This window comes from Hymenobacter sp. 15J16-1T3B (assembly GCF_020711235.1).
Lineage (GTDB): Bacteria > Bacteroidota > Bacteroidia > Cytophagales > Hymenobacteraceae > Solirubrum.
In genome coordinates, this window is record NZ_JAJFAV010000022.1 from 50,069 (window position 1) to 71,611 (window position 21,543).

The 21,543-nt window shown below is 66.4% G+C and carries 19 protein-coding genes; 5 read left to right on the forward strand and 14 right to left on the reverse strand.

What is annotated here, in order from left to right; all coding sequences use genetic code 11:
- Nucleotides 1-42 precede the first annotated feature (42 nt).
- The 3 genes from LJ737_RS25090 to LJ737_RS25100 all read left to right on the forward strand — a co-directional run bounded on the left by LJ737_RS25090 (nt 43) and on the right by LJ737_RS25100 (nt 2,968).
- Nucleotides 43-837: a (Fe-S)-binding protein gene (locus LJ737_RS25090; protein ID WP_227769522.1), complete on the forward strand. Its 795-nt coding sequence runs from the start codon at nt 43-45 to the stop codon at nt 835-837.
- Nucleotides 838-920: 83 nt separating this feature from the next.
- Complete coding sequence (locus LJ737_RS25095) at nt 921-2,291, forward strand: lactate utilization protein B (protein WP_227769523.1); 1,371 nt, start codon at nt 921-923, stop codon at nt 2,289-2,291.
- A gap of 113 nt (nt 2,292-2,404) precedes the next feature.
- On the forward strand, nt 2,405-2,968 hold the full coding sequence (locus LJ737_RS25100) for a LutC/YkgG family protein (RefSeq protein WP_227769524.1): 564 nt from the start codon (nt 2,405-2,407) through the stop codon (nt 2,966-2,968).
- A gap of 36 nt (nt 2,969-3,004) precedes the next feature.
- Here LJ737_RS25100 and LJ737_RS25105 read toward each other — a convergent pair whose 3' ends face one another.
- The 13 genes from LJ737_RS25105 to LJ737_RS25165 form a co-directional block, all read right to left on the reverse strand.
- Nucleotides 3,005-3,211 (reverse strand): hypothetical protein, encoded by a 207-nt coding sequence (locus LJ737_RS25105; RefSeq protein ID WP_227769525.1) that lies wholly within the window; start codon nt 3,209-3,211, stop codon nt 3,005-3,007.
- A gap of 67 nt (nt 3,212-3,278) precedes the next feature.
- Nucleotides 3,279-4,070: an L-fucose dehydrogenase gene (locus tag LJ737_RS25110; RefSeq protein ID WP_227769526.1), complete on the reverse strand. Its 792-nt coding sequence runs from the start codon at nt 4,068-4,070 to the stop codon at nt 3,279-3,281.
- Between the two features lie 91 nt (nt 4,071-4,161).
- Complete coding sequence (locus LJ737_RS25115; protein ID WP_227769527.1) at nt 4,162-4,992, reverse strand: amidohydrolase family protein; 831 nt, start codon at nt 4,990-4,992, stop codon at nt 4,162-4,164.
- On the reverse strand, nt 4,979-5,836 hold the full coding sequence (locus LJ737_RS25120) for a fumarylacetoacetate hydrolase family protein (protein ID WP_227769528.1): 858 nt from the start codon (nt 5,834-5,836) through the stop codon (nt 4,979-4,981). Before LJ737_RS25120 ends, LJ737_RS25115 begins: the two co-directional genes overlap by 14 nt.
- Nucleotides 5,837-6,072: 236 nt before the next feature.
- Nucleotides 6,073-6,837 (reverse strand): SDR family NAD(P)-dependent oxidoreductase, encoded by a 765-nt coding sequence (locus tag LJ737_RS25125; RefSeq protein ID WP_227769529.1) that lies wholly within the window; start codon nt 6,835-6,837, stop codon nt 6,073-6,075.
- Between the two features lie 165 nt (nt 6,838-7,002).
- A complete protein-coding gene (locus LJ737_RS25130) occupies nt 7,003-8,415 on the reverse strand; it encodes a glycoside hydrolase family 28 protein (protein ID WP_227769530.1) in 1,413 nt (470 codons plus the stop codon).
- 194 nt (nt 8,416-8,609) lie between these two features.
- A complete protein-coding gene (locus tag LJ737_RS25135) occupies nt 8,610-8,900 on the reverse strand; it encodes an L-rhamnose mutarotase (protein WP_227769531.1) in 291 nt (96 codons plus the stop codon).
- 201 nt (nt 8,901-9,101) lie between these two features.
- The gene (locus tag LJ737_RS25140) at nt 9,102-10,646 is read right to left on the reverse strand and encodes a sialate O-acetylesterase (protein WP_227769532.1); all 1,545 of its coding nucleotides are present in this window, start codon (nt 10,644-10,646) and stop codon (nt 9,102-9,104) included.
- 22 nt (nt 10,647-10,668) lie between these two features.
- Nucleotides 10,669-11,772 carry a glycoside hydrolase family protein gene (locus tag LJ737_RS25145; protein ID WP_227769533.1) on the reverse strand — a complete coding sequence of 368 codons (1,104 nt, stop codon included), beginning with the start codon at nt 11,770-11,772 and terminating at the stop codon, nt 10,669-10,671.
- Between the two features lie 245 nt (nt 11,773-12,017).
- Nucleotides 12,018-14,909 carry a glycosyl hydrolase gene (locus LJ737_RS25150; protein WP_227769534.1) on the reverse strand — a complete coding sequence of 964 codons (2,892 nt, stop codon included), beginning with the start codon at nt 14,907-14,909 and terminating at the stop codon, nt 12,018-12,020.
- 288 nt (nt 14,910-15,197) lie between these two features.
- Nucleotides 15,198-16,397 (reverse strand): glycoside hydrolase family 88/105 protein, encoded by a 1,200-nt coding sequence (locus LJ737_RS25155; protein ID WP_227769535.1) that lies wholly within the window; start codon nt 16,395-16,397, stop codon nt 15,198-15,200.
- A gap of 138 nt (nt 16,398-16,535) precedes the next feature.
- Nucleotides 16,536-17,774: an oligogalacturonate lyase family protein gene (locus LJ737_RS25160; RefSeq protein ID WP_227769536.1), complete on the reverse strand. Its 1,239-nt coding sequence runs from the start codon at nt 17,772-17,774 to the stop codon at nt 16,536-16,538.
- Between the two features lie 40 nt (nt 17,775-17,814).
- Nucleotides 17,815-18,633 carry a polysaccharide deacetylase family protein gene (locus LJ737_RS25165; protein ID WP_227769537.1) on the reverse strand — a complete coding sequence of 273 codons (819 nt, stop codon included), beginning with the start codon at nt 18,631-18,633 and terminating at the stop codon, nt 17,815-17,817.
- 267 nt (nt 18,634-18,900) lie between these two features.
- On the opposite strand from LJ737_RS25165, the gene LJ737_RS25170 reads away from it, so the two are divergent.
- A complete protein-coding gene (locus LJ737_RS25170; RefSeq protein WP_227769538.1) occupies nt 18,901-19,197 on the forward strand; it encodes a hypothetical protein in 297 nt (98 codons plus the stop codon).
- A gap of 102 nt (nt 19,198-19,299) precedes the next feature.
- Here the strand turns inward: LJ737_RS25170 and LJ737_RS25175 are convergent, their stop codons facing one another.
- Nucleotides 19,300-19,854 (reverse strand): NUDIX hydrolase, encoded by a 555-nt coding sequence (locus tag LJ737_RS25175; RefSeq protein ID WP_227769539.1) that lies wholly within the window; start codon nt 19,852-19,854, stop codon nt 19,300-19,302.
- Between the two features lie 159 nt (nt 19,855-20,013).
- On the opposite strand from LJ737_RS25175, the gene LJ737_RS25180 reads away from it, so the two are divergent.
- Nucleotides 20,014-21,543 (forward strand): site-specific DNA-methyltransferase (locus LJ737_RS25180; protein WP_227769540.1); only part of this gene is annotated, 1,530 nt, incomplete at its 3' end.

Sequence of the window (21,543 nt, forward strand, 5' to 3'; positions counted from 1 at the left end):
GTTCCCCTCTCCTTTTCGGAGAGGGGCCTAGGGGGAGAGGTAATGAAAGTAGGGCTCTTTATTCCGTGCTACATCGACCAGTTTTATCCGCAGGTGGGCATTGCGACCTACCAATTGCTGGAAAAGCTGGGCGTGCAGGCCGATTTCCCGCGGCAGCAGACCTGCTGCGGCCAGCCGATGGCCAACACCGGCTGCGAGCAGGACGCCAAGCCGGTGTACCATCACTTCGTCGACACCTTCGCCGGGTACGACTACGTGGTGGCGCCCTCGGGCAGCTGCGTGTACCACGTGCGCAAGCACTACGACGTGGTGGAGCAAACCGGCGCCGTGCAGCACGTGCGCCAGTCGACTTTTGACCTGTTCGACTTCATCACGACGGTACTGGGCGTGACGGAGCTGCCGGGCCGCTTTCCGCACCAGGTGGGCCTGCACCTGAGCTGCCACGGGCAGCGCGGGCTGCACCAGGCCAACGAGTCGGAAATGACGCCGGTGCGCGACGGGCAGCTCAGCCGCCTGCTGCGCAGCGTCGACGGGCTGACGCTGACCGAGCTCAACCGCAACGACGAGTGCTGCGGCTTCGGCGGCACCTTCTGCATCACCGAGGAAGCCGTATCGGCGCGCATGGGCCAGGACCGAGTGCAGGACCACCTGCTCAACGGCACCGAGGTGCTCACCGGCGGGGATATGTCCTGCCTGATGCACCTGGAGGGCATTGTGCGCCGCCGGCAGCTGCCGATGCGCGTCATGCACGCGGCCGAAATTTTCAACGCGGCGCTGCCGCAGCCCAGCCCGTCGGTGTCGACGTTTGTGCCGCAGCCCATTGTGGCGGAAAGCTAGCCGGCTTCCCGTTCAGGAATTAGTACCGGTAGCGCGGCCCGCTGAGTCCGCACTACGACGCGCCGCTCGGCGCCTTCTTGCCCATGAGTCACCCCCAACGAGCCGCCGCCTTTACCAGCGACGCAGAGCGCACCACCTGGCACGACGAAACGCTGTGGTTTGTGCGCCAGAAGCGCGACAAGGCCGTGTACGCCATTCCGGAGTTTCAGCAGCTGCGCCAGCTGGCCTCCGACATCAAGGAGCACACCCTCAGTCGCCTCGACGAGTACCTGGAGCAGTTTGAGCAGAACGCCCGCGCCAACGGCGTGCAGGTGCACTGGGCCGCCGACGCCGCGGAGCACAACCGCATCGTGCTCGACATCATGCGCGGCGTGGGCGCCACCAGCCTCGTGAAGAGCAAGTCCATGCTCACCGAGGAGTGCCACCTCAATCCGTTCCTGATTAAAAACGGCATTGCGGTGGTGGATACCGACCTGGGGGAGCGAATCGTGCAGCTGCGCGAGGAAGCGCCCAGCCACCTGGTGTTGCCCGCCATTCACCTCAAAAAGGAGGACGTGGGCGAGACCTTCCACGTGCACCTGGGCACGCCCAAGGGCGAAAAAGACCCGCAGAACCTGACCGAAGCCGCCCGCCAGCACCTGCGCGAGAAGTTTCTCATCGGCCAAGTGGCCATTACCGGGGTCAACTTCGCCGTGGCCGAAACCGGGGCCGTGGTGGTGTGCACCAACGAGGGCAACGCCGATTTGGGCGTGAACCTGGCGCAGGTGCACATTGCCTGCATGGGCATGGAAAAGCTCATTCCGCGCACCGCCGACCTAGGCGTCTTCACCCGCCTGCTGGCCCGCAGCGCCACCGGACAGCCCGTCACCACCTACACCTCGCACTTCGCCAAGCCCGCCGAGGGCCGCGCGATGCACATCGTCATCGTCGACAACGGGCGCACCCGGCAGCTGGGCCGCCCCGACTTCCGCAACTCGCTGAAGTGCATCCGCTGCGGGGCCTGCATGAACACCTGCCCGGTGTACCGGCGCAGCGGCGGCCACAGCTACGATTTCACCGTGCCCGGCCCCATCGGCGCCATCCTCTCGCCCAACATCGACATGCGCCAGCACAGCACGCTGCCCTTCGCCAGCACGCTCTGCGGCTCCTGCACCGACGTGTGCCCGGTCAAAATCGACATCCACGCCCAGCTCTACAAGTGGCGGCAGATCATTGCCCAGGAAGGCGAATTGCCGGCCTCCAAAAAGCTGGGCATGAAGCTCCTGAGCACCGTGCTGGCCCATCCCGGCATCTACCGCTTCGGCGGAAAAATAGCCCGTGAAGGCCTGCGTCTGCTGCCCCACGGCCTCACCCACGCCGCGGCGTTCAACCCCTGGGCCAAGGCCCGGGAGCTGCCCGAGCCGCCCAAGCAAAGCTTCCGCGACTGGTACGCGGAGCAGGTGGTAAAATTGTGACAGGGGAAGTTGTGAATGCACGTTCTGGCCTTCCAGCAGGAAGAAATTCCGAACTACCATCCCGCACTTCCGCCTGTCACAATTTCACCTTTCGCAACTTCAGCACTTGCCAAATGTCCTCCCGCGAATCCATCTTGGCGGCCGTGCGCCGCAACCGGCCCGAACCCACTCCCCTGCCCCCGGTGGCCGATTTCGGCGGCGAGGCTACGGTGGAGCAGTTCGCGCACTGGCTGCACTTCATCGGCGGGCAGGTTATCCGCCTGGCCGCTGATCAGCCGCTGGAAGACGCCATACGTCAGCTATTCCCCGACGCCGGGCGCGTGGCCTCGGACCTGATGCCGAGCACGGTTCCCGTCGACCAGCAGACGCCCACGGCGGTGCTCGAAGCCGTGGACGTGGCCGTGCTGCGCGGGGAGCTGGGCGTGGCCGAAAACGGGGCCGTGTGGGTGCCCGAGGCCAACATGCTGCACCGCGCTCTGCCCATGATTGCCCAGCATCTGGCCCTCGTGCTCGACCACGAGAACATCGTGGCCACCATGCACCAAGCCTACGCGGCCGTGCAGCACACCGGCAATTACGGCGTGTTCATTGCCGGCCCCTCGAAGACGGCGGATATCGAGCAGTCCCTGGTTATCGGGGCGCACGGGGCGCGCAGCTTGGTGGTGCTGCTGCGGTAGCACCGCAAGCGGTAGGCCCATGAAGCAAAACGGCAGCTACTGCAGTAGCTGCCGTTTTGCTTCCTGAAGCGCCTCCACTAACACGTCAAAAGGAAGCCCTTTGACCTCGCTCAAGAGTGTTACGTTAAGCTCGCCCTGGTCCTGATCTAGAAGCGCTACATACACCCCGTTGATAACGATGTACGCTACCAGCTCCTCGTAGTCGACGGGGCTGCCAATGACTATCCGGTAGGGTCGATTCACGCTGCAAGGGTAGCGGATTTCAGCGCAATCTGAGTTTCAGCGCCTGCACCGCGCATGCCAAACCACGCTAATCAGCGTTGGCCAGGGCCCGGTCGAGGTGCACGTAGCCGCCGTCGACGTGGATGATCTGGCCGGTGGTGTGCGAGCTGCGCCCAGAGAGCAAAAAGGCCACCGTGTTGGCAATTTCCTCGGGCGTGGTCATGCGGTTTTCCAGCGGAATCTTGCTGGTGATTTCGCGCAGCTTTTCTTCCGGGTTGGGCAGGGTTTGAATCCAGGTTTCGTAGGCCGGGGTCCAGCTTTCGGCCACCACCACGGCGTTGACGCGGATGCCGTATTTCAGCAGTTCCACGGCCCATTCGCGGGTCAGCGCGTTACGGGCGCCGTTGGCGGCGGCGTAAGCCGAGGTGTTGCCCTGCCCGGTTTCGGCCGTCTTGCTGGTGATGTTGACGATGCTGCCCTTGTTGCGTTTCAGCTCCGGCAGCGCGTGGTGGGCCAGCAGGTAGTAGTGCACCACGTTCTTGTGCAGCGAGGCCATGAAGCCAGCGTAGTCGCCGTGCTCCAGCCCCACCCCGTCGTTGACGCCGGCGTTGTTAACCAGCCCGTCGATGCGGCCGAACTGCGCAAGGACCTGCTGCACGGCCCGGGCGCAGGCCTCGGGGTCGGCCAGCTCGGCGGCTACCTGCCCGGCCCGGCCCCCGGCGGCTTGCACGGCCGCCACGGCCTGCTGGTTGTCGGCTTCGTTGCGGCCGATGATGACGGGCACGGCGCCCTCGGCGGCCAGCACCCGCACGATGCCCTCGCCGATGCCCTTGGCCCCGCCGCTGACGATGATGACTTTGTCCTGAAGCTCCAGATTCATGGTGGAAATGCGTTGATCTTCGATTGCTGATGTTGTTTATGCCGCCTCGTTCGCCGCAGACCATTCCACGACGAGACGCGAATACGCGTCTCTATAGCCGGTAGAACCGGGCGGCGTTGTCGCCCCAGAAGCGGCGCTGCTCGTCGGCGGAGAAGGCGCGCAGGTACTGCTCGACCAAGCCCACCACCTGCCCGTACTGGCCGGCCACGAGGCACACCGGCCAGTCGGAGCCGAACATGACGCGCCCGGGCCCGAAGGCGTCGAACACCACGTCGAGGTAGGGCCGGAAGTCGGCGGGCTGCCAGCGCTGCCAGTCGGCCTCGGTGACCATGCCGGAAACTTTGCACCACACGTTCTCACGCGCGGCCAGGGTCTGCATATCCTTTTTCCAGCCGTCGATGTCGCCGCGCTTGATGTAGGGCTTGGCGATGTGGTCGAGCACAAAGGGCTGATTCGGGTGCGCCGCGGCCAGTTCAACGGCGTACGGCAGCTGATCGGGGAAGATGAGCACGTCGTAGGTGAAGCCGTGGGCCGAGAGGGCCCGGATGCCGCGCTGAAACGCTGGCTGCAGCATCAGGGCCCGGTCGGTTTCGCCCTGCAGCACGTGCCGAAAGCCCTTGAGCTTCGCGAACTGCCGGTAGTGCGCCAGCCGCTCGGCCACATCCTCGGCCCGCAGATCCACCCAACCGACGACGCCGCGCACGAAGTCATGCGGGGCGGCATTGGCCAGCTGAAACTCGTTTTCGGCCTCCGACTGGTCCGATTGCACCACCACGCAGCCGTCGAAGCCGTGCTCCCGCAACAGGGGGGCCAGGTCGGCGGGCAGGAAGTCGCGCTGGATAACGGCCATGTCGTCGGTTATCCAGGCGTCGCGCACGGGCTCGTAGCGCCAGAAATGCTGGTGGGCGTCAATTCTGGCCATAGGCCTTCACCGTTTGGCGGGAGGTGCCCAGCCCGTCGATGCCCAGCTCCACCACGTCGCCGGGCTGCAGGTACACGGGCGGCTTGAAGCCCAGGCCCACGCCGGCCGGGGTGCCGGTGGAAATCACGTCGCCGGGGAGCAGGGTCATGAACTGCGAGATGTAGCTGATCAGGTGCGGAATGCGGAAAATCAGCTCGGCGGTGGTGCCGTCCTGCATTTTCTGCCCGTTCACCGTCAGCCACAGGCGCAGGTTGTCGATGTCGCCCAGCTCGTCGGGCGTGGCCAGGAAGGGGCCGATGGGCGCGAAGGTGTCGCAGCCCTTGCCCTTGTCCCAGGTGCCGCCGCGCTCGATCTGGAATTCGCGCTCCGACACGTCGTTGTGCAGGGCGTAGCCGGCCACGTACTGCAGCGCGTCGGCCTCGTCCACGTACGAAGCTTTCCGGCCAATCACTACGGCCAGCTCCACTTCCCAGTCGGTTTTCACCGAGTTCTTCGGGATGATGATGTCGTCGTTGGGGCCCACCACGGCGGTGGTCGACTTCATGAACAGGATGGGCTCGGCGGGCGTGGCGGCGCCGGTTTCGCGGGCGTGGTCGGCGTAGTTGAGGCCCACGCACACAATTTTGGAGGGCCGGGCCACCGGGGCGCCGAGGCGCACGTCGGCGGCCACCACCGGCAGCTGGGCGGCCTGGGTTTGCAGCAAGTCGGCCAGCTGCTGCAGGCCGCCGTGGGCGAAGAATTTCTCGTCGAAATCGACGAAGTGGGCCGACACGTCGTAGCGCGTGCCGCCGACGATGACGCCGGGTTTTTCCTGGTTGGGCAGGCCGAAGCGGATGAGTTTCATGGAGGAGAGTGAAATTAGCAGGACCAGCCCGTCACGCCGGGCACCGCCAAGACATTAGGCGGGCACCGTTGCACGACCTGAAAAGGACCGTCAGGTCGAGCGCAGCCGAGACGTCGCGCCGGATAGTCCCCCTCTCGTTGAGGTTACTCTCGGGCGTCAGCACGCGGGATGTCTCGACTTCGCTCGACATGACGAGCGAGTGGCGTTCGGAATGACGTGCTAGAAAGAACGAAAATCTAGTTATTCAGCGTGATGAAGCCGCCGTCGAGCGGGTAGTCGCAGCCGGTGACGAAGCCGGCTTCGTCGGAGCAGAGGTACAGGGCCAGGGCGGCCACTTCTTCGGGCTTGGCCATGCGGCCGATGGGCTGGCTTTTGGAGAGCTTGTCGAACATTTCCGCCTCGCGGCCGGCGTAGTTTTTGGCGATGAAGCCGTCGACGAAGGGCGTGTGCACCCGGGCCGGCGACACGCTGTTGCAGCGGATGCCGTGGGCCATGTAGTCGCGGGCCACGGACAGCGTCATGGCGAAGATGGCGCCCTTGCTCATGCTGTAGGCCAAACGGTCGGACAGGCCCACGTGGGCGGCAATGCTGGCCAGGTTCAGGATGGCGCCCCCGCCCTGCTGCTTCATGCGCGGCACGGCGGCGTGCAGGCAGTTGTAGGCGCCCTTCACGTTCACCTGGTACACGCGGTCGAGGTCGGCTTCGGAGGTCGTTTCCACGTTGCCGATGTGGGCAATGCCGGCGTTGTTGACGAGAATATCGACCCGGCCAATGGCCTCGAACACGGCCTGCACCGGGGCCTGCTGGCTTACGTCGGCGGCGTGCACCCGGGCCGTGCCGCCCGCCTGGCTTATTTCGTCGGCGGTGGCCTGGCCGGCTTCGGCGCTCAGCTCGATGATGTGCACGGCGGCGCCCTGGCGGGCAAACAGCTGGCTGATGGCGCGGCCGATGCCCGAGCCGCCGCCGGTGATGACGGCCGTCTTGCCGCTTAAGTTGAACATGGATGGTGGGGTTGGTTGAGCGTGATTCCAGTCCGTCAGGTCGAGCGCAGCGGGACGTTTCGCCAAGTAGTCATTTCTCTTGTGTGGGTACTACCTGGCATCAGCCCGCGAAATGTTTCGACAAGCTCGACCTGACGGTCTGTTGGGTTGTTCGAATGCCTACGATTAATTCTGCATGTCTGCGCTGTTGGTCACGGCCACGGGCTGCCGGTTGGCAGCTTGGATGTCGAGCCGGCGGATGTTCCAGCCCTTGGCGTAGTCGATGTTGCCGGCCGCAGCGCTGCGGATGCTGATGTCGGCCAAGGTGAAGTTTTCGAGCACCGAACCCGGCAGGCCCTCGGCCGTTATGGCAACCTGGGCGCCGGTAGCGCGCAGGTTGCGGATGGTCACGTGGCGGAAGTGCGGGGTGCCCTGCTCGGGCGTCACCCGGGCCAGCATCTTTTTCCAGTGCTCGGGCAGCGTGGCCTCGGTGTAGCCGGCCGGCAGGGCGGAGTAGCTGTACGCGGGGTTCCAGTTCATGCTCACGCTGATGGGCCAGCGCACCTGCTCCAGCTCGATGTTTTCGACCAAGATGTCTTCCACCGTGCCGCCGCGGTTGGTGGCCGACTTCAGGCGGATACCGCACTGCGTGCCCCGGGCCCGGAGGCCGCGGGCAATGACGTGGCGGATGCCGCCGGAAGTTTCGCTGCCGCAAGTCAGCAGCCCCCCGCCGGCGCCGGCCACGCAGTTTTGGATGAGGATGTACTCGGCGGGGCGGTTCACGCGCAGCCCGTCCCAGTCGCGGCCGGCCTTGAGGCAGAAGTTGTCGTCGTTGCAGTCGATGTCGCAGTTTTGCACCAGCACGTAGCTGGAGGAATCGATGTCGATGCCGTCGGTGCTCGGGCCGTGCCCGCCCAGGTTGTTGCGCACGACGAGGCCGTCGGCCGTCACGTTTTGGGAGTAGAGAATGTGCACCGTCCAGAAGCCGGCGCGCTGCAGGGTGATGCCCCGGAGCGTGACGTTAGAGGAGTTGGCCACGACGAGCGTGCGCGGGCGCTTGGCGTCGTAGTCGACAATCCAGCGCAGGCCCTTGGCTTCGTACTCCTTGCGCAGGGCCCAGTAGTTGTCCCAGAACGGCTGGCCCTGCCCGTCCACGGTGCCTTCGCCGGTAATGGCCACGTTGTCCTGCCCGAGGATGTTGATCAGCCCGGCGGGCCACACCATTTCAATGCCGGCCACCCGGGAGGGCAGTTCGGGGTAATCCTGGAGGTTCTGGCTGCCGAGCAGGATCACGCCCTTGGCAAGGTGCAGCGTGACGCCCTTCTTCAGAAAAATGGAGCCGGTGAGGTACCGGCCCGGGGCAAACGTGACCACGCCGCCTTTGCGGGCCGCCGCGTCGATGGCCTGCTGAATGGCCCGGGTGTTGAGGGTTTGGCCGTCAGCCACGGCGCCGTACTTCGTCACCGGAAACACGGTTTGGCCGGCGGGCTGGGTGCGGGCGCCCACGTTGTTCACCCAATTGGCGTCGAAGGGCGCCGCCGGCGCGAAGCTGCCGAGCCAGGCCAGCAGGGGCAGCAGAAGGGTGAGCAGGGAAGGCATGGGCGGACGGGGCGTGAGGGCGGCGCGGGGCAATCTGGCTGGGGCCCGCGGGGCAGCAGGTGACGCTGCTGCTCCGCTGCGGCCGGGGCCCGGGCCACCAGCCAGAAGATTCCCACGGGGCCAAGTTGCGGCCGGCCCCCGCCCGCACCGTCCCGCACCCTCCTGCTATCGGGCGTTTTGCCGGGCCGCCGCGGCTAATCGGCGTGGAAGACCCGCGTGAGCGGCTGCACCACCGGCGCGTGGTCGGGGTGGGTGTCCATCAGCTCGGCCATGTGGGCCCACCAGCGCTGCATCACCGGCAAGGCGGGCAGGCGCTTCTGCACGGCGAAGAGCCGGCCCGAAGCTTCGTCGAGAAAGATGGAGTAGTCGCGGATGCCGGCCGCGCGCAGAGCCGCGGTTAGTTCGGGCCAGATTTCGTCGTGGCGCCGGCGGTACTCGGCGGCCGCGCCGGGCTTGAGCTGCATGGTAAAGGCTAGTTCTTCCATGGGTAGTAGCGCGGAGTTTGGGTGGATAGATGCGTGGGTGTCGAGCGGTAGCTGCCCAGGGGGATTACCAGGCCAGCGTCTGACAACTCCCGCCCGGTTCTGCTTCGGCAAGCCGCCGCCCGGGCAAGTCGGCGAAGAAACTCAAAACGAGCTTGCACACCCAACCTACTTGCTACCTGGAGGACGCGGGCCCTCGTTGCATCAGCGTTTGCCCTGGGAGGGCGTGCGCCACTGGTCGGTGCGGAAGGGCGAGGCGGGCAGGCCGGCGCCGTTGTAGAAGTTGGGGAAGGGCGTGGGCTTCCAGGCAAAGCGCACGGCCACGGGCTGCGGCACCTCCTCGCTCCACACCACCACCTCCTTGCCCTCGATGCGGGCCTGGGCGGGGCGAAACAAGCTGTCGGGCCCGGCCACGGTGAACTCGCGCAGCGCGCCGCCCTGGGCCACGAGGCCGCCGTCGGAGTGCTGGAAGCGCAGGCGCACCCGGCCGTTTTCCACCTGCATAGCCTCGTAAATCGGGCCGGAGGTGGGGCGCTTGCGCTGGCCGTATTCATTGGCCAGGGCCCACTGCGCGAGGCGGTGGCCCACCACCTGCTTGTTGCGCGGGTGGATGTCGAGGGAGTCGCCCGCGTCGGTGATGACGGCCATGCCGGTATGGGGCACGGTTTGCATGGTCAGCAGCTGGGCTTCGCGCAACTCGGGGCGGGCCGAGCGGTGCGGGGCAATCTGCACGAAGTAGAAGGGCAACGCGGGCTGGCCCCACTCCTGCCGCCAGCTGCTGATCAGGGCCGGAAACAGGCGGCGGTACTGGTAGCCGCGGTCGGCGTTGTTTTCGCCCTGGTACCAGATGACGCCGCGCAGCGTGTAGGGCGCCAGCGGGTGAATCATGGCGTTGTAGTTCTTGTAAGGCGACTTGTTGCTCGTGGCCCCGACGGGCTCCTTGGGCGCCGCGCGGCGCAGCTGGGGGTTAGCGGCTTTTTCCTCCTTGTAGAGCTGCTGGGCGGCTTTGTAAGCGGCGTAATCCTGCTCGTAGGTGCTTAGCCCGCGCTCATAGCGCTCCAGAATGGGCCGAAAGTCGGCGTCGTTTTCCAGCACCTCGCGCCGCGTCCACGACTCGGCCGGGGTGCCGCCCCAGGTGGCGTTGATCAGCCCAATGGGCACCTTGGTCTGCTCGTACACTTCCTGGGCGAAAAAGTAGGCCACGGCCGAAAACTCGCCCACCGTTTCGGGGCTGCAGGCGGTCCACTGCCCGCCGGGCACGTCGCGCTGGGGCTCGTCGGCGGTTTTGTTGGCCACCGTGAACATGCGGATCTGTGGGTAATTGGCCCGGGGCTTCACCTCCGCTTCGTTGACGACGCCCGAGTACGAGCCGCTGTTAGGCCGCTTGCTGATAGGGAAGACCATGTTGGACTGCCCGCCGCAGAGCCAGACTTCACCAAGCAGCACGTCCTGCACGGTCAGCTGGTTCTTCCCCTGAAACGTGAGCGTGTAGGGCCCGCCGGCCTTGGCGGTGGGCAGGCGCACCTGCCAGCTGCCCTGCGCATCGGCCGTGACTTGCACGGGCTTTTTCGCCCAGCCGGCCCTCACGGTCACTTGCTCGCCCGGGTCGGCCCAGCCCCAGAGGGCTACGGTGGTTTTCTGCTGGAGCACGAGGTGGTCGGTCAGCAGCTTGGGCAGGGTGATGTTGGCCTGGGCGGTGCGGCTCAGCAGCAGGGCGGCCGCGGCAAGCAGAAACGGGCGGTGGAGCATGGCGGGAAGCAGCGCGGCTGGCTTAGGTAATCTTGAATACAAACGAGGACGCCGTCATGAACCGACCGCCCTGGGAGGCGCAGAACATGTACTCCGGCTTGCCGTCCCGCATCAGCAGTTGCGGGCGCTCCAGGCGGCCGTAGCGCTTGAGGTTCTTGGGCGCGGGCGGCTCCTGCACGCCGTATTCGCGGATGGGCAGAAAGGCCACCTTGGGGTAGCTCCACTGCTTGCCGTCGTGCGAGTCGAGGTAGAGGCCGACTTCGTGGTTGTACACGCCCATGTCGCGGGCCAGCAGGTGGAATTTGCCGTGCTGCAGCCACAGGAAGGCGTCCTCAAACTGCTTGTTCTGCTGGTTGTCGCCGAGGCGCGAGAAGTCGATAACAGGATTGCCCGCGAACTTGACGTAGGGCCCTTCGAGCCGCTCGGCCACGGCCAGGCCGTACTTGCGGTTGCCGCGCACCACGGGGTCCTTGCTCGTCTCGTACTCGCGGGTATTCCACGACTTGTAGTACAGCCAGTACTGCCCGCTGGGGTGCTTCACAAAGGCCGGGTTGGTAGTGCAGTGGTCGTCCCAGGCGCCCTCAGCACCGGGCAGCAGCAGCGGGGCGTCGGGGCGCGTCCAGGGGCCTTCGAGCTTGTCGGCCAGGGCCAGACCGATGCGCTTGGTGCTGGTCTTGCCGTTGGAAGTGCCCATGAAAAACAGCGCGTACCGACCGTCGACGAACTGAATGTGCGGGTTGTGGCAGGTGGTGGCGTCCCAGAAGCCGGGGCCGCGCGGGGCCAGCACCACTTCCTGAAACGCAAAGGGACCTTCGGGCCGATCGGCCACGGCGCGGCAGATTTCGCAGCCGTTGAGCCAGCCGCCCATGCCCTTGCTCTTGGGCCAGCGCGAGAAAAACACGTGCACCCGCCCGTCGGGCCCATAGATGGGGCTGTTGCACCACACGTAGTAGTCCTCCAGCTCCAGCTGCCGCCCGATGGGCTTCAGGTGCTTGCTGAACTTGGCCAGGCTGCCTTTGGGCAGCAGCAAGGAGGGTTTGGCGTCGTCGGCGAGGCCGGCCCAGGCCCGCGCAAACGGCGCCAAAGCCAGGCCGGCGAGAAAGGTGCGGCGGGAAAGCATATTCATGTTTCGTCTGTCAGCCTTAGCAGAGCGAACCGAAGGTCGGCGTAGCCAAGGGCCTTTCTCGCACCTTGCACCGACTCCTAAGCGCAGCCACCAACACTACAGCGCTGGTGGCTGCGCTTTTATCGTTCAGTGTGAGTAGCGCCTGCACGTCGGCATTAGCGGCCGGTGCAGGGCGTGAGGAAGATCCTTCGCTACGGCTCAGGATGACGTTCTTATTACCATTCTTTGATTAATCGGCGCGATGCCTACTGCAGCTTCTCAGCCCGGGCCGTGGTCGGCGTCAGCGTCACGGGCCCGAGCAGGCCGGACTCTTTGGGCTCCCACTTGATGGCGGTGAACAGGCCCTGCTCGTTGCGGTTTTCCTTGAGCTTGGCCGCCAGGTTCACGTTGTAGAAGTGGCGGTACTCGATGCCACGCTTGTCCATGTCGATGATGCGGTTGGCCATGCCGTTGCTGACGAGTACTGTGAGCGTGTTCGAGGCTTTGAGCTGCTCCTTCGGGATGAACACCTGGTAGGTCGGGCCGATGAGGGTGCCTAGGTCCTGGCCGTTGAGCTGCACGCGGGCACTTTGGGCTACCCGGCCCAGGTCGAGCAGCCAGCCATCCGCAGCCGAGCCGGCGGGCGGGGCGAAGGTGGTGGTGTAGGAAGCCGTGCCGGAAAACGCCTTGGCCGCCTCGCTGAAGGTGGTCCAGGAAGTCAGCTGCTGGGTTTCGGTTTTGGCCGGCAGCGTGGGGCCACCCGCCACGAAGCTCACGCTCCAGGGGCCCGCCACGGGCTGGGCGGCGCCGGCCGGCTTGAGGTAGGCGTAGGCCGGGGCGCTGACCGGAGCCTCGTTGGTTTCCAGAATGCACGACTCGCCCGGAGCCAGCTGCAGGTACACTTCGGGCGTACTCTGAGCCGAATTGCGCAGCCCGGCCATGCCCAGCTTTTCGGTCAGCGGGTTGTAGAGGGCCACGGCTTTGGCGGCCGTGTGCAGGGGCACCCAGCCGTCCACGGCCTTGTCGCTCCAGTTGGTCACGAAGTAGTAGTGGCCCTTGGCGTGGCGGCGGCGAATAAACTCCAGCCCGTTGTCCACCATGGTTTCGCGGCGCACGCCCGCGGCGGCCAGCAGCGGCTCCACCTCCGCCCCCACGAGCACCGTGCCTTTGCCTACGGTGGCTTTCTGCACGCCATTAGCGGCCGGGCCGGGCTTGATCTGCCCGAGCAGCTTCTTGAAGGCGGCGCGGCGGGCGTCGAGGTTGCCCAGGCCGTTGACGTCGGTGGGCAGCGCGCCCTGGAATGCCACGGTGGCTCCGCCCTGGGCCAGCTTCACGAGCTGCTCCAGCGTGGCCAGGGGCATGATGCGGGCTGCGGGTACCACGATGGTCCGGTAGCTGGTGCCGCCGGTTTGCAGGCTGGCGCCGCTGCCTTTGAGCTGCTGCACCTGCCGGTCGGATATAAAATCGAAGCCGTAGCCGCGCTTGAGCAGCTCTTCGCCGGTCTGGCCCACCGGCATGCCCTTGAAGCCGTGGTCGATGCCATCGTAGTGCTGCAGCAGGAGCTTGGCACGGTCCACGTCGGCCGGGGCGGGCTGCTTGTTGGGCTGGGCGAAGGAGTCGTAGGTGGGCAGGTAGAGCAGCACGTCGTTGGCGGGCTGCCCGGCCTGCAAAAAGCTCTGGCAGTGCGCGGCGTAGCGGTTGAGCTGCCCGAAATCGGGCCAGAACGAGTTGTTCGGGTTGAAGTGCACCGCGGCGTAGAACAGCCAGCCCGGCCAGGCGGCGGCCTGCGGCGAGTAGTTGGTGCCGTGGTAGAAGATGTGGTTCACGCCGCCGAGCAGCATGCGGTCCACGGCCTTTTTCACGTCGCTCAGGGACGAGAGGAAATGGTCGTTTTCCCAGGTGGCGGTTTCGGCCGAAGTCAGCGGCTTGCCCGTCACGTGGGCAGCCGAAGAGGCAAATTTGATGCGCAGCAAATCCTCCCCTTCCGTCTCGGGAATGTCCGTCACTGCGTAGAGGTCCAGGATGTTAGCTGGGGAGCCGTGGGCCTGGTTGCGGATGAGCGCGTCGTGGGTGCGGGCCCAGTCGCGCCAGGTGCGGGTGTAGTTTTCCAGCAGCAGTTCCGACACGGTTTCGCGGTAGTCGCTGAGCACGCGGCGGTTCTCGTCGTCGGCCGCCTTGCCGAGCAGCGCGGGCAGGTGCTGGCGCAACTCGTAGCCGCGGCGCTTCTGAAACTCCGTGAGCAGCAGCGGGGTCCAGTTGGCCTCGCCCTGGGCGTCGTCTACCTCGTAGGAATCGTTGAAAAAGGCGCGCACCGCTTTCAGGTCGCGGCCCTTAAAGGCTTCGTCGAAGTGGCGCAGGTAGTTGTCGGTGGCGGTTTTGGAAAGGTGGTCGATGACGTCGCCCTCCCCGCCCGGGCCGGCGCGCTCCACCTGCTTGCCGTGCCAGCCCTGGAAGAGGGCGTAGAGTGTCCAGTTGGCCCCGGCCGGCGCGGTCCAGCTCAGCTTGCCGTCGGCGCCCACTTTGGTGGTCAGATCCACCGTCTGGCCCTTGTCGGAGTAGGCCATCAGCGTCTGCAGGGGCAGCGGCTTTTCAAAGCGCACCTGATCGAAGGCGTGCAGCTGCAGGTCGGGGTTCTTGGCCACCGGCTGGGCCATGGTTTTTACGTCCATGGGCTGGCCCACGGCCCGCATCAAGGGCTTCTGCACATAGCTCACGGCTTCCGCGAGCTGTGCGCCGCCTTTCACCTCGTAGGTGCGGTAGGTCACGTACTTGCAGGCATCCTCGGGCGTTACCCAAGGCCCACCAAAGGGCCAGCCCGAGGCCTGCGCCACGTCGATGCCCAGGCCTAGGCGGTTGGCCTCGGTGAGCGTGTAGGTGAGCATGTCGACCCACTTGGGCGAGAGAAAGTCGATGAACTGCTTTTCGGCGCCCTTCACCCCGTAGATGGTCGTGATTTCCATACCGCCCAGCCCGGCCTGCTGGTACTGCGTCATCAACCGCGTGAGGTCCTGCTGGTTCACGGCGCTGCCCTCCCACCACCAGCGCGTCCAGGGCTTGGTTTGCTGGGTAATGGCCGGCCACTTCGGCGCCTGGGCCTGCGCCGGCGTTTGGGCTAGCGCGGCGGCGAAGAGCAGGGAAAGGGCGAGGGTATGTTTCATGTGGGAAGGCAGATTTGGGTATTCGGTGCTGCTTGCGTTACGCCTTGGTTGTAACTAAACAAGGGCAGATGTGTGGCCATAGCCGTGCTTCTGGCCGTCAGGCTCCCCTCTCCTTTTCGGAGAGGGGCCGGGGGTGAGGGGCAATGAAGCGGTAGAGATGCTTCGGCAGGCTCAGCATGACGTTCTTTTTCTCGTCGTGCAATGTCAGCACGCGAGGTGTCTCGACTGCGCCCGACATGACATGCTTGTTTCGGCAGAGCGGCGCACCGGCTTGAGGTTCCGCTCAGCCTAGCTCTTGGCCGCAGCCGGCGGGTTGTCGACGAGCTTGTAGAGCTCGGTACCGGCCAGCAGAAAGCAGCCTAGGCCGTAGTCCTCGAAGTCGGGCTTGGAGTCGTAGGTGACGGGCTGCCCGTCTTTGGGCTCCTTGCCGGTGCCCTGCACGTAGCCCAGGAAGCCGTCCTTGTGCACGCACTCGGTGGTCATAGCCGTCCAGGCCTTGGTGATGAGGGGCAGGTACTGCTTGGCGTCGAGCAGGCCCTGGTTGATGCCCCAGGCCATGCCGTACACAAACAACGCAGTGCCGGTCAGCTCCTTGCCGCCGAAGTGCGTGGGGTCGTGCAGGCTCACGTTCCAATAGCCGTCCGGACGCTGCAGCTTGGGCAGGGCCTGCACCATGCGCAGATACATCTGCTGGTACTCCTCGCGGTGCGGGGCATTGGCAGGCAGGATGCTGAGCGTGCGCACCATGGCCGCCACCACCCAGCCGTTGCCGCGGGCCCAGTAGCAGTCCTCGCCGTTGGGCTCCTTATAGGGCGGCACAAAGTCCTTGTCGCGCCACCAGAGGTTGTCCTCCGGGTTGAAGAGGCCGTTGCCGCCGTGCTTGGTTTTGGCGTAGTAGTAGAGCTGGAACAGTTTCTCGAAGTACCGCTCGTCCTTGTACATCACCCCGAGCTTGGCAAACACCGGCATTGCCATCTGCAGCGCGTCTATCCACCACCAGTCGTCCACCTGCTCGGTTTGCAGCATGCGGTCGATGCTGGCCTTGATGTCGCGCACGCGCTCGGGCTGCGGGTCCAGCTGGTAGAGGTCGAGGTAGGTCTGGCCGCAGCACTGGTTGTCGGCGTTGCGGGTTTCCACGCCGCGGTTCAGGCCCCACTGGTGCTTCTGGCCCCAGTCCACGGCGTAGTCGTAGTAGCGCTTCTGCTTGTCCACGCCGTACAGCGCCATCAGCCCCTCGTAGTACACGGCGCGGGTCCAGATGTTGCTGGGCCGGGCCTTGTTGGTCACGATTTCCTTGCCCGTGTCGGGCCACTTCTGCATGAAGTAACCGTTGGTCAAAGTCAGCACTTTCAGGATGTCCTTTTTCTTGGGCAGCTTGGCCGGTTGCTGGGCCGCGGCGGCCCAGTCGGGCAGCAGCAGGCCGGCGCCGAGCACGCCCAGGGTTTGGGCGAAGGTGCGGCGGGTCATCGGGGCGGAGAAGGAATGCATAAGCGGAAGGGCTGTAAAGACGCGTATTCGCGTCTCAATCGTTGCGGAAGTTGGGGTTGCGGCGCTGGGCAGAAGCATCAACTGACACTGCGTCGTTCAAAGTCAGTCGTTCTGCTGCCGAGACGCAAGGTGGCGTCTCTACGAAGCCGTTTTGTTGATTTCGACGGCGTACACCTGACTCTCGCCCTCGAAGTTGGCCCGGAAAATCAGCCATTTGCCGTCGGGCGAGTAGTGCACATTAGGCTCCAGGTGGTAGTTGTGCTTGGCCAGGTTCACCAGTTTCTCCGATTTGAACCGGTCGCCGTCGGGCCGGAACAGGTAGATCCACTGCCCGTTGGGCGAGTGCGCCACCGAGGTCGGGTAGCCCCCGTCGCCGGCAAAGGTTTTCTGGTCGGGCGCGGTGGTGTAGTGCACCGACCACTCGTCGCGGGTCAGCTCGTACTTCCGCTCCTTGCCCGATTTCAGGTCGGTGCCGGTGACGAAGAAGGTGGCGCCGCGCGGCAGCTGGTGGTCAAACCAGATGGTTTTGCCGTCGGCCCCGAACCACTCGTGGCCGGCAATTTCGCGGTCCATGGTGCGCTTGTGCACCAGCTTCACCTGCTTGGTTTTGGTGTCGATGGTCCAGATGCGGTCCACCAGCTCCCAGGGCCCTTCGTGGCAGAACATGAGCAGGCGCGGGTCGGTGGGCGAAAACTGCACGTGGTTCAGCCAGGCCGTGTCGGTGAAGAGCTTGGTGAGCTGCCCGCCCTCGGCGCTGACGGTGAAGAGCGTGCGCGGCAGCTTGGCCTCGTAGATGCGGCGGAAGTAATCCTTTTTCTCCGGGTACTGCCGCGAGATATCCTTTTCCGCGTCGCTGCTCCAGGCCCCGCCCAGCTGCGTTTCGTCGGCGTTCAGGGTGGTGATGTTGGCCCGGAAATCAGCCGGAAACACGAACACCAGCCGGGTCTTACGCGAGTCGACGTGGGTGGCGTACACCGAGTCGCCGGTCTGGTAAAACACCTCCCGCCGCTTGGGCGCCACGATTTCGCCGCCGACTTTCTGAAAATAGCGCGTGAGCGGCTGCACCTGCCGGGTCTTAAGGTTCACCATGCGCAGCTGCTTGCCCTGCGCGTCGGAGTGGTAGAACACCATCCAGTCGCCGTCCTTGCCCGCGAGGAAGGGCCGGTTGTGGAAGTAGAAGCTCTGGTTGGAACCGTCGGCGGGCGTGAGCCGCACCACGCGGTGGCCGGTGTCCTGGTCGAGCCACTCGGCGGGCATGCTGGGCTGGCCGCCGGTGGCCAGCTTGGGCGCCTGGGCCCGGGCCGCGCCGGCCGGGGCCAGCAGGAGCGCGCCGAGGGCCAGGGCTGGCAGGCGGCGGGGGTGAAATACTGCGCACATCGTGTTGGGTGGGGTTGCGGTGGAGTAGATGGAAGCGAGGTCAGTTGGTGGCGGCCGGCGCCTCGGTCGGTTCGGGCGGCAGGTAGCGGGCCACGTCGCGCAGGGCCAGCACGCGGTAGCGGTGCGCCTTGAAGTAGCGCAGGTATTCTTCAAACAGGGCCGGCGGGGTGCTCACCCAGTCGTGGGCCGTGTCGGGCACGCCGTGCAGGGTCAGCACCACGATGCGGCCGCCCTGGGCCTGCGCCAGCGCCGCCAGCACTTGCGGCTGGTTGTCGCCGCTGGTCGAAAAGCTCGGAATCAGGCGCCGGTCGTCGGTGACCGGGTCGTAGGCGCGCACGCGGCCCTGCTTGGCGCCCCCGGCCCGGGCGAGGGAGTAGCCGCGGGCCTGCAGCACCGCCAGGGCCGTGGGGTGCGTGTCGTAGCCGGGGTAGGCAAAGGAGGTGGGCCGCCGGATGCCGTAGCGGCGGCAGCGGCCCTCGATGGAATCCAACTCGGCGCCCAGCTCGGCCGCGGTCATCTTGTTGACGTGCCGGTGCGTAAGCGTGTGGCTGCCGATTTCGAAGCCCTGCCGGTCCAGCTCCCGGATCTGCGCCCAGCTCATGTACTTGGTTTTGTCGGCGAAGGGCGGCTCGCGAAACTCGCACACAAAGAAGGTGGCCCCAAAGCCGTACTTGCGCAGCAGCGGCGCCACGTACGTGGCGTGGCTGAGCACCGCGTCGTCGAAGGTGAGCACGACTACCCGCTCGGGCACGCGCTGCGGGCCGCGGGCCGGCGGGGCCGCGGCAGTGAGCAGCAGGCCCGCCGCCCACGCCAGGGGCGCGGGGCGCAGGCAAGTCAGCACGGAACGGGCAAGCGTCATCGGCGGGGCGTGAATGCTGCTCCAATAGAGCAAACGCACGCGGCGAAACTCTCCTGTACTCTGCGGTGCCGCGCCCGGTCAAGTGGGGGCTTACTAACCCGTCGCCCGGCTCAGCCCGCCTCGGGTGCGGCCAGAAAATCCGTAGTTCTCCCCCGGTCCTCGTATTTTATTTCGGGTGGTTTCTTGCTAAGTTAAGGACCAGCGGCGGCCGTACAGCCCTCATCCGCGGCGGCCCGCTTCTCCGCTGATTTTCCACTTATGCATTCCATGGCCTTTTCTGCCCACCACCGAGCATCGTTGGGTGGCGCGGCCGCTCCGGTGGTCGTAGCCGGCGCCGCGCAGGCCCGCTCCCTGGCATTTCCCCACGACGCCACGTCCATTGTGCACGTGTTTCGCCGGGCCAACGGCGCTACCTGGACGCGCATTGCCGTCAACGCCGCCTCGCCCTTCCTCGACGAAGACGCCTTCCGCCCCGGCACGCTGGTGGAATACTGCGTGGAGCAGCACACCGTGCAAGGCCACTGCCTGTGGCGCAGCGCCGTGGCCGGCCTGCAGGTGGAGTAACGCCGCGGCGCGTCAGCTCTGCGTATCGAGGCCGCAGGCAGCTCAGCTGACGTTCGGCTAACGCACGAAGCGGTGCGCTACCTCGGTCTGGAAAACTGCGCGCTAACGGCCCAGTTTGCGCAAGGCCAGCAGGCACAGGGCCACCGAGCCGGCCACCCGGATCCGGCCGCCGAGCACCCACTGCGCCAGCTCGGCCAGCGGCACGGTCAGCACTTCGATGTTTTCGGTGGCGTCCAGGTCCTGGGCGGCCACGCGGCGGGCGTTGCGGGCCAGAAAGAAGTAAATGCGGTTGGTATCTTTGGTGGGGTTGTCGGTCACGTCGCACAGCAACTCCAGCTCGTCGGCGGCGTAGCCGGTTTCTTCCAGCAACTCGCGCCGGGCCGCGGCCCGCGGGTCGGTTTCGTCTGCGTCGATGACGCCGCCGGGCAACTCCACGAAGATGTCGGCCGCGCCGTGCTTGTACTGGCGCACCATTACCACCTGCTCGTCGGCCGTGAGGCAGAAAGTCAGCACCGCCTCGGGGCGCACGCTCACGAAGTAGTCGTCGAGTTCCTGGCCGGAGGGCAGGCGCACATGGTCGCGGCGCAGGCGGTACCAGGGGTGGTTGAAAACCAGCTCGGAACGGAGCACTTGCCAGGGTTCGACGGAAGCAGCCATAACAGCGAAAGGAGCCTGATGAGCCGGCAAGTTACGCGCTGCCGGCCCGGCACCGGGCAGCAGCGCATGACGGCGTTGGCGCAGATTGCCCGATATTGCGACCTGTTACGGCCGCCCCCGGGCGGCGCCGCCTCTTTTTGCCGCCGTTTGCCGGCGCTTTTGCCCTTGCCCGCTCGCCCCACGTCCCCTGCCTCCCCGCCGCCCGCCGCCGACGCCGTGGCCGCCAATCGGCGGCAGCTGCGCCAGCTGTTTCCCGAAGCGTTTCGCGCGGGCCGGCTCGACGTGGCCGTGCTGCGGCAGTTGCTGGGCGAATCCGTGGCCGATGAAGAGGAGCACTTCGGCCTGCACTGGCACGGCAAGCGCGCCGCCCGCCAGCAGGCCCTGCAGCCGCCCGCCGGCGCCCTGCACCCCGCCCCCGCCGACAGCCTGGCCTGGGACGGCACCCGCAACCTGGTGGTGGAAGGCGACAACCTCGACGTGCTCAAGCTGCTGCGCCAGCAGTACGAGGGCCGGGTCAAGCTGATCTACATCGACCCGCCCTACAACACGGGCAAGGACTTCGTCTACCGCGACAATTACCAGCGCAGCCGGCGGCGCCACCGCCAGCTCACCGGCCAGCCCGACCCCGGCCCCGCCGCGCCCGCCGACGCGGCCGAAACCGCCGGCCGCCTGCACACCGACTGGCTGAACCTGATGTACCCGCGCCTGCACGCGGCCCGCCACCTGCTGCGCGACGACGGGGTGCTGTTCGTGTCCATCGACGACAACGAGCTGGAAAACGCCCTGCGCCTGCTCAACGAGCTGTACGGGGAGGAAAACCGCCTGGCCATCATCTGCCACAAGGCCCGCGCCTCGGTGTCGAACGACAAGATCATGTCGGCCAGCCACAACTTCATCCTGCTCTACGCCAAGGACCGCACGCGCGTGCACGCCCAGCGCGCCGCCTTCGGCCTGCCCCCGGAGCTGTCGGGCTTCACCCACTGCGACGTGCGCGGGGCCTACAAGCTGGCCCCGGTGGACGGCCCCGGCGGCGCGGCCAAGGGCAACCCGCACTACACCTTTCTGGGCGTGACGGGCTACTTCCGCTTCGCCCCGGAGCGCATGCAGGCCATGTACGAGCAGGGCCTGATCGTGAAAGCCGGCAACGGGCTGCACCAAAAGCACTACCGCCACGACGCGGAGCGGGTGCGCAAAACCGACACCACCTGGTGGGACGACAAGTACTACACCGCCACGGCCACCGCCCGCCTCAAGGCCCTGATGGGCGCCGACGTGTTCGACGCGCCCAAGCCCGTGGAGCTGGTGGAGCGCATGCTGCAGCTCTGGGCCCGCGAGCCAGACGACGTGGTGCTTGATTTCTTCGCTGGCTCGGGCACCACCGGCCACGCCGTGATGAGCCAAAACGCCCAGGACGGCGGCACGCGCCGCTTTGTGCTGGTGCAGCTGCCCGAGCCGCTGGACCCGGCCAACAAGGACCAGTGCGACGCGGCGGCCTACTGCGACCAGCTGGGCCGCCCCCGCACCATCGCCGAGCTGACCAAGGAGCGCCTGCGGCGCGCCGCCGCCCAGCTGCGCGCCGCCCACCCCGACACCCGGGCCGACCTGGGCTTCCGCGTGTACCGCCTCGGCGCCGCGCCCGCCAAGGCCCCGAAACCGTGCCGCCCGGCCCCGGCCGCGGCGGCCCCGGCC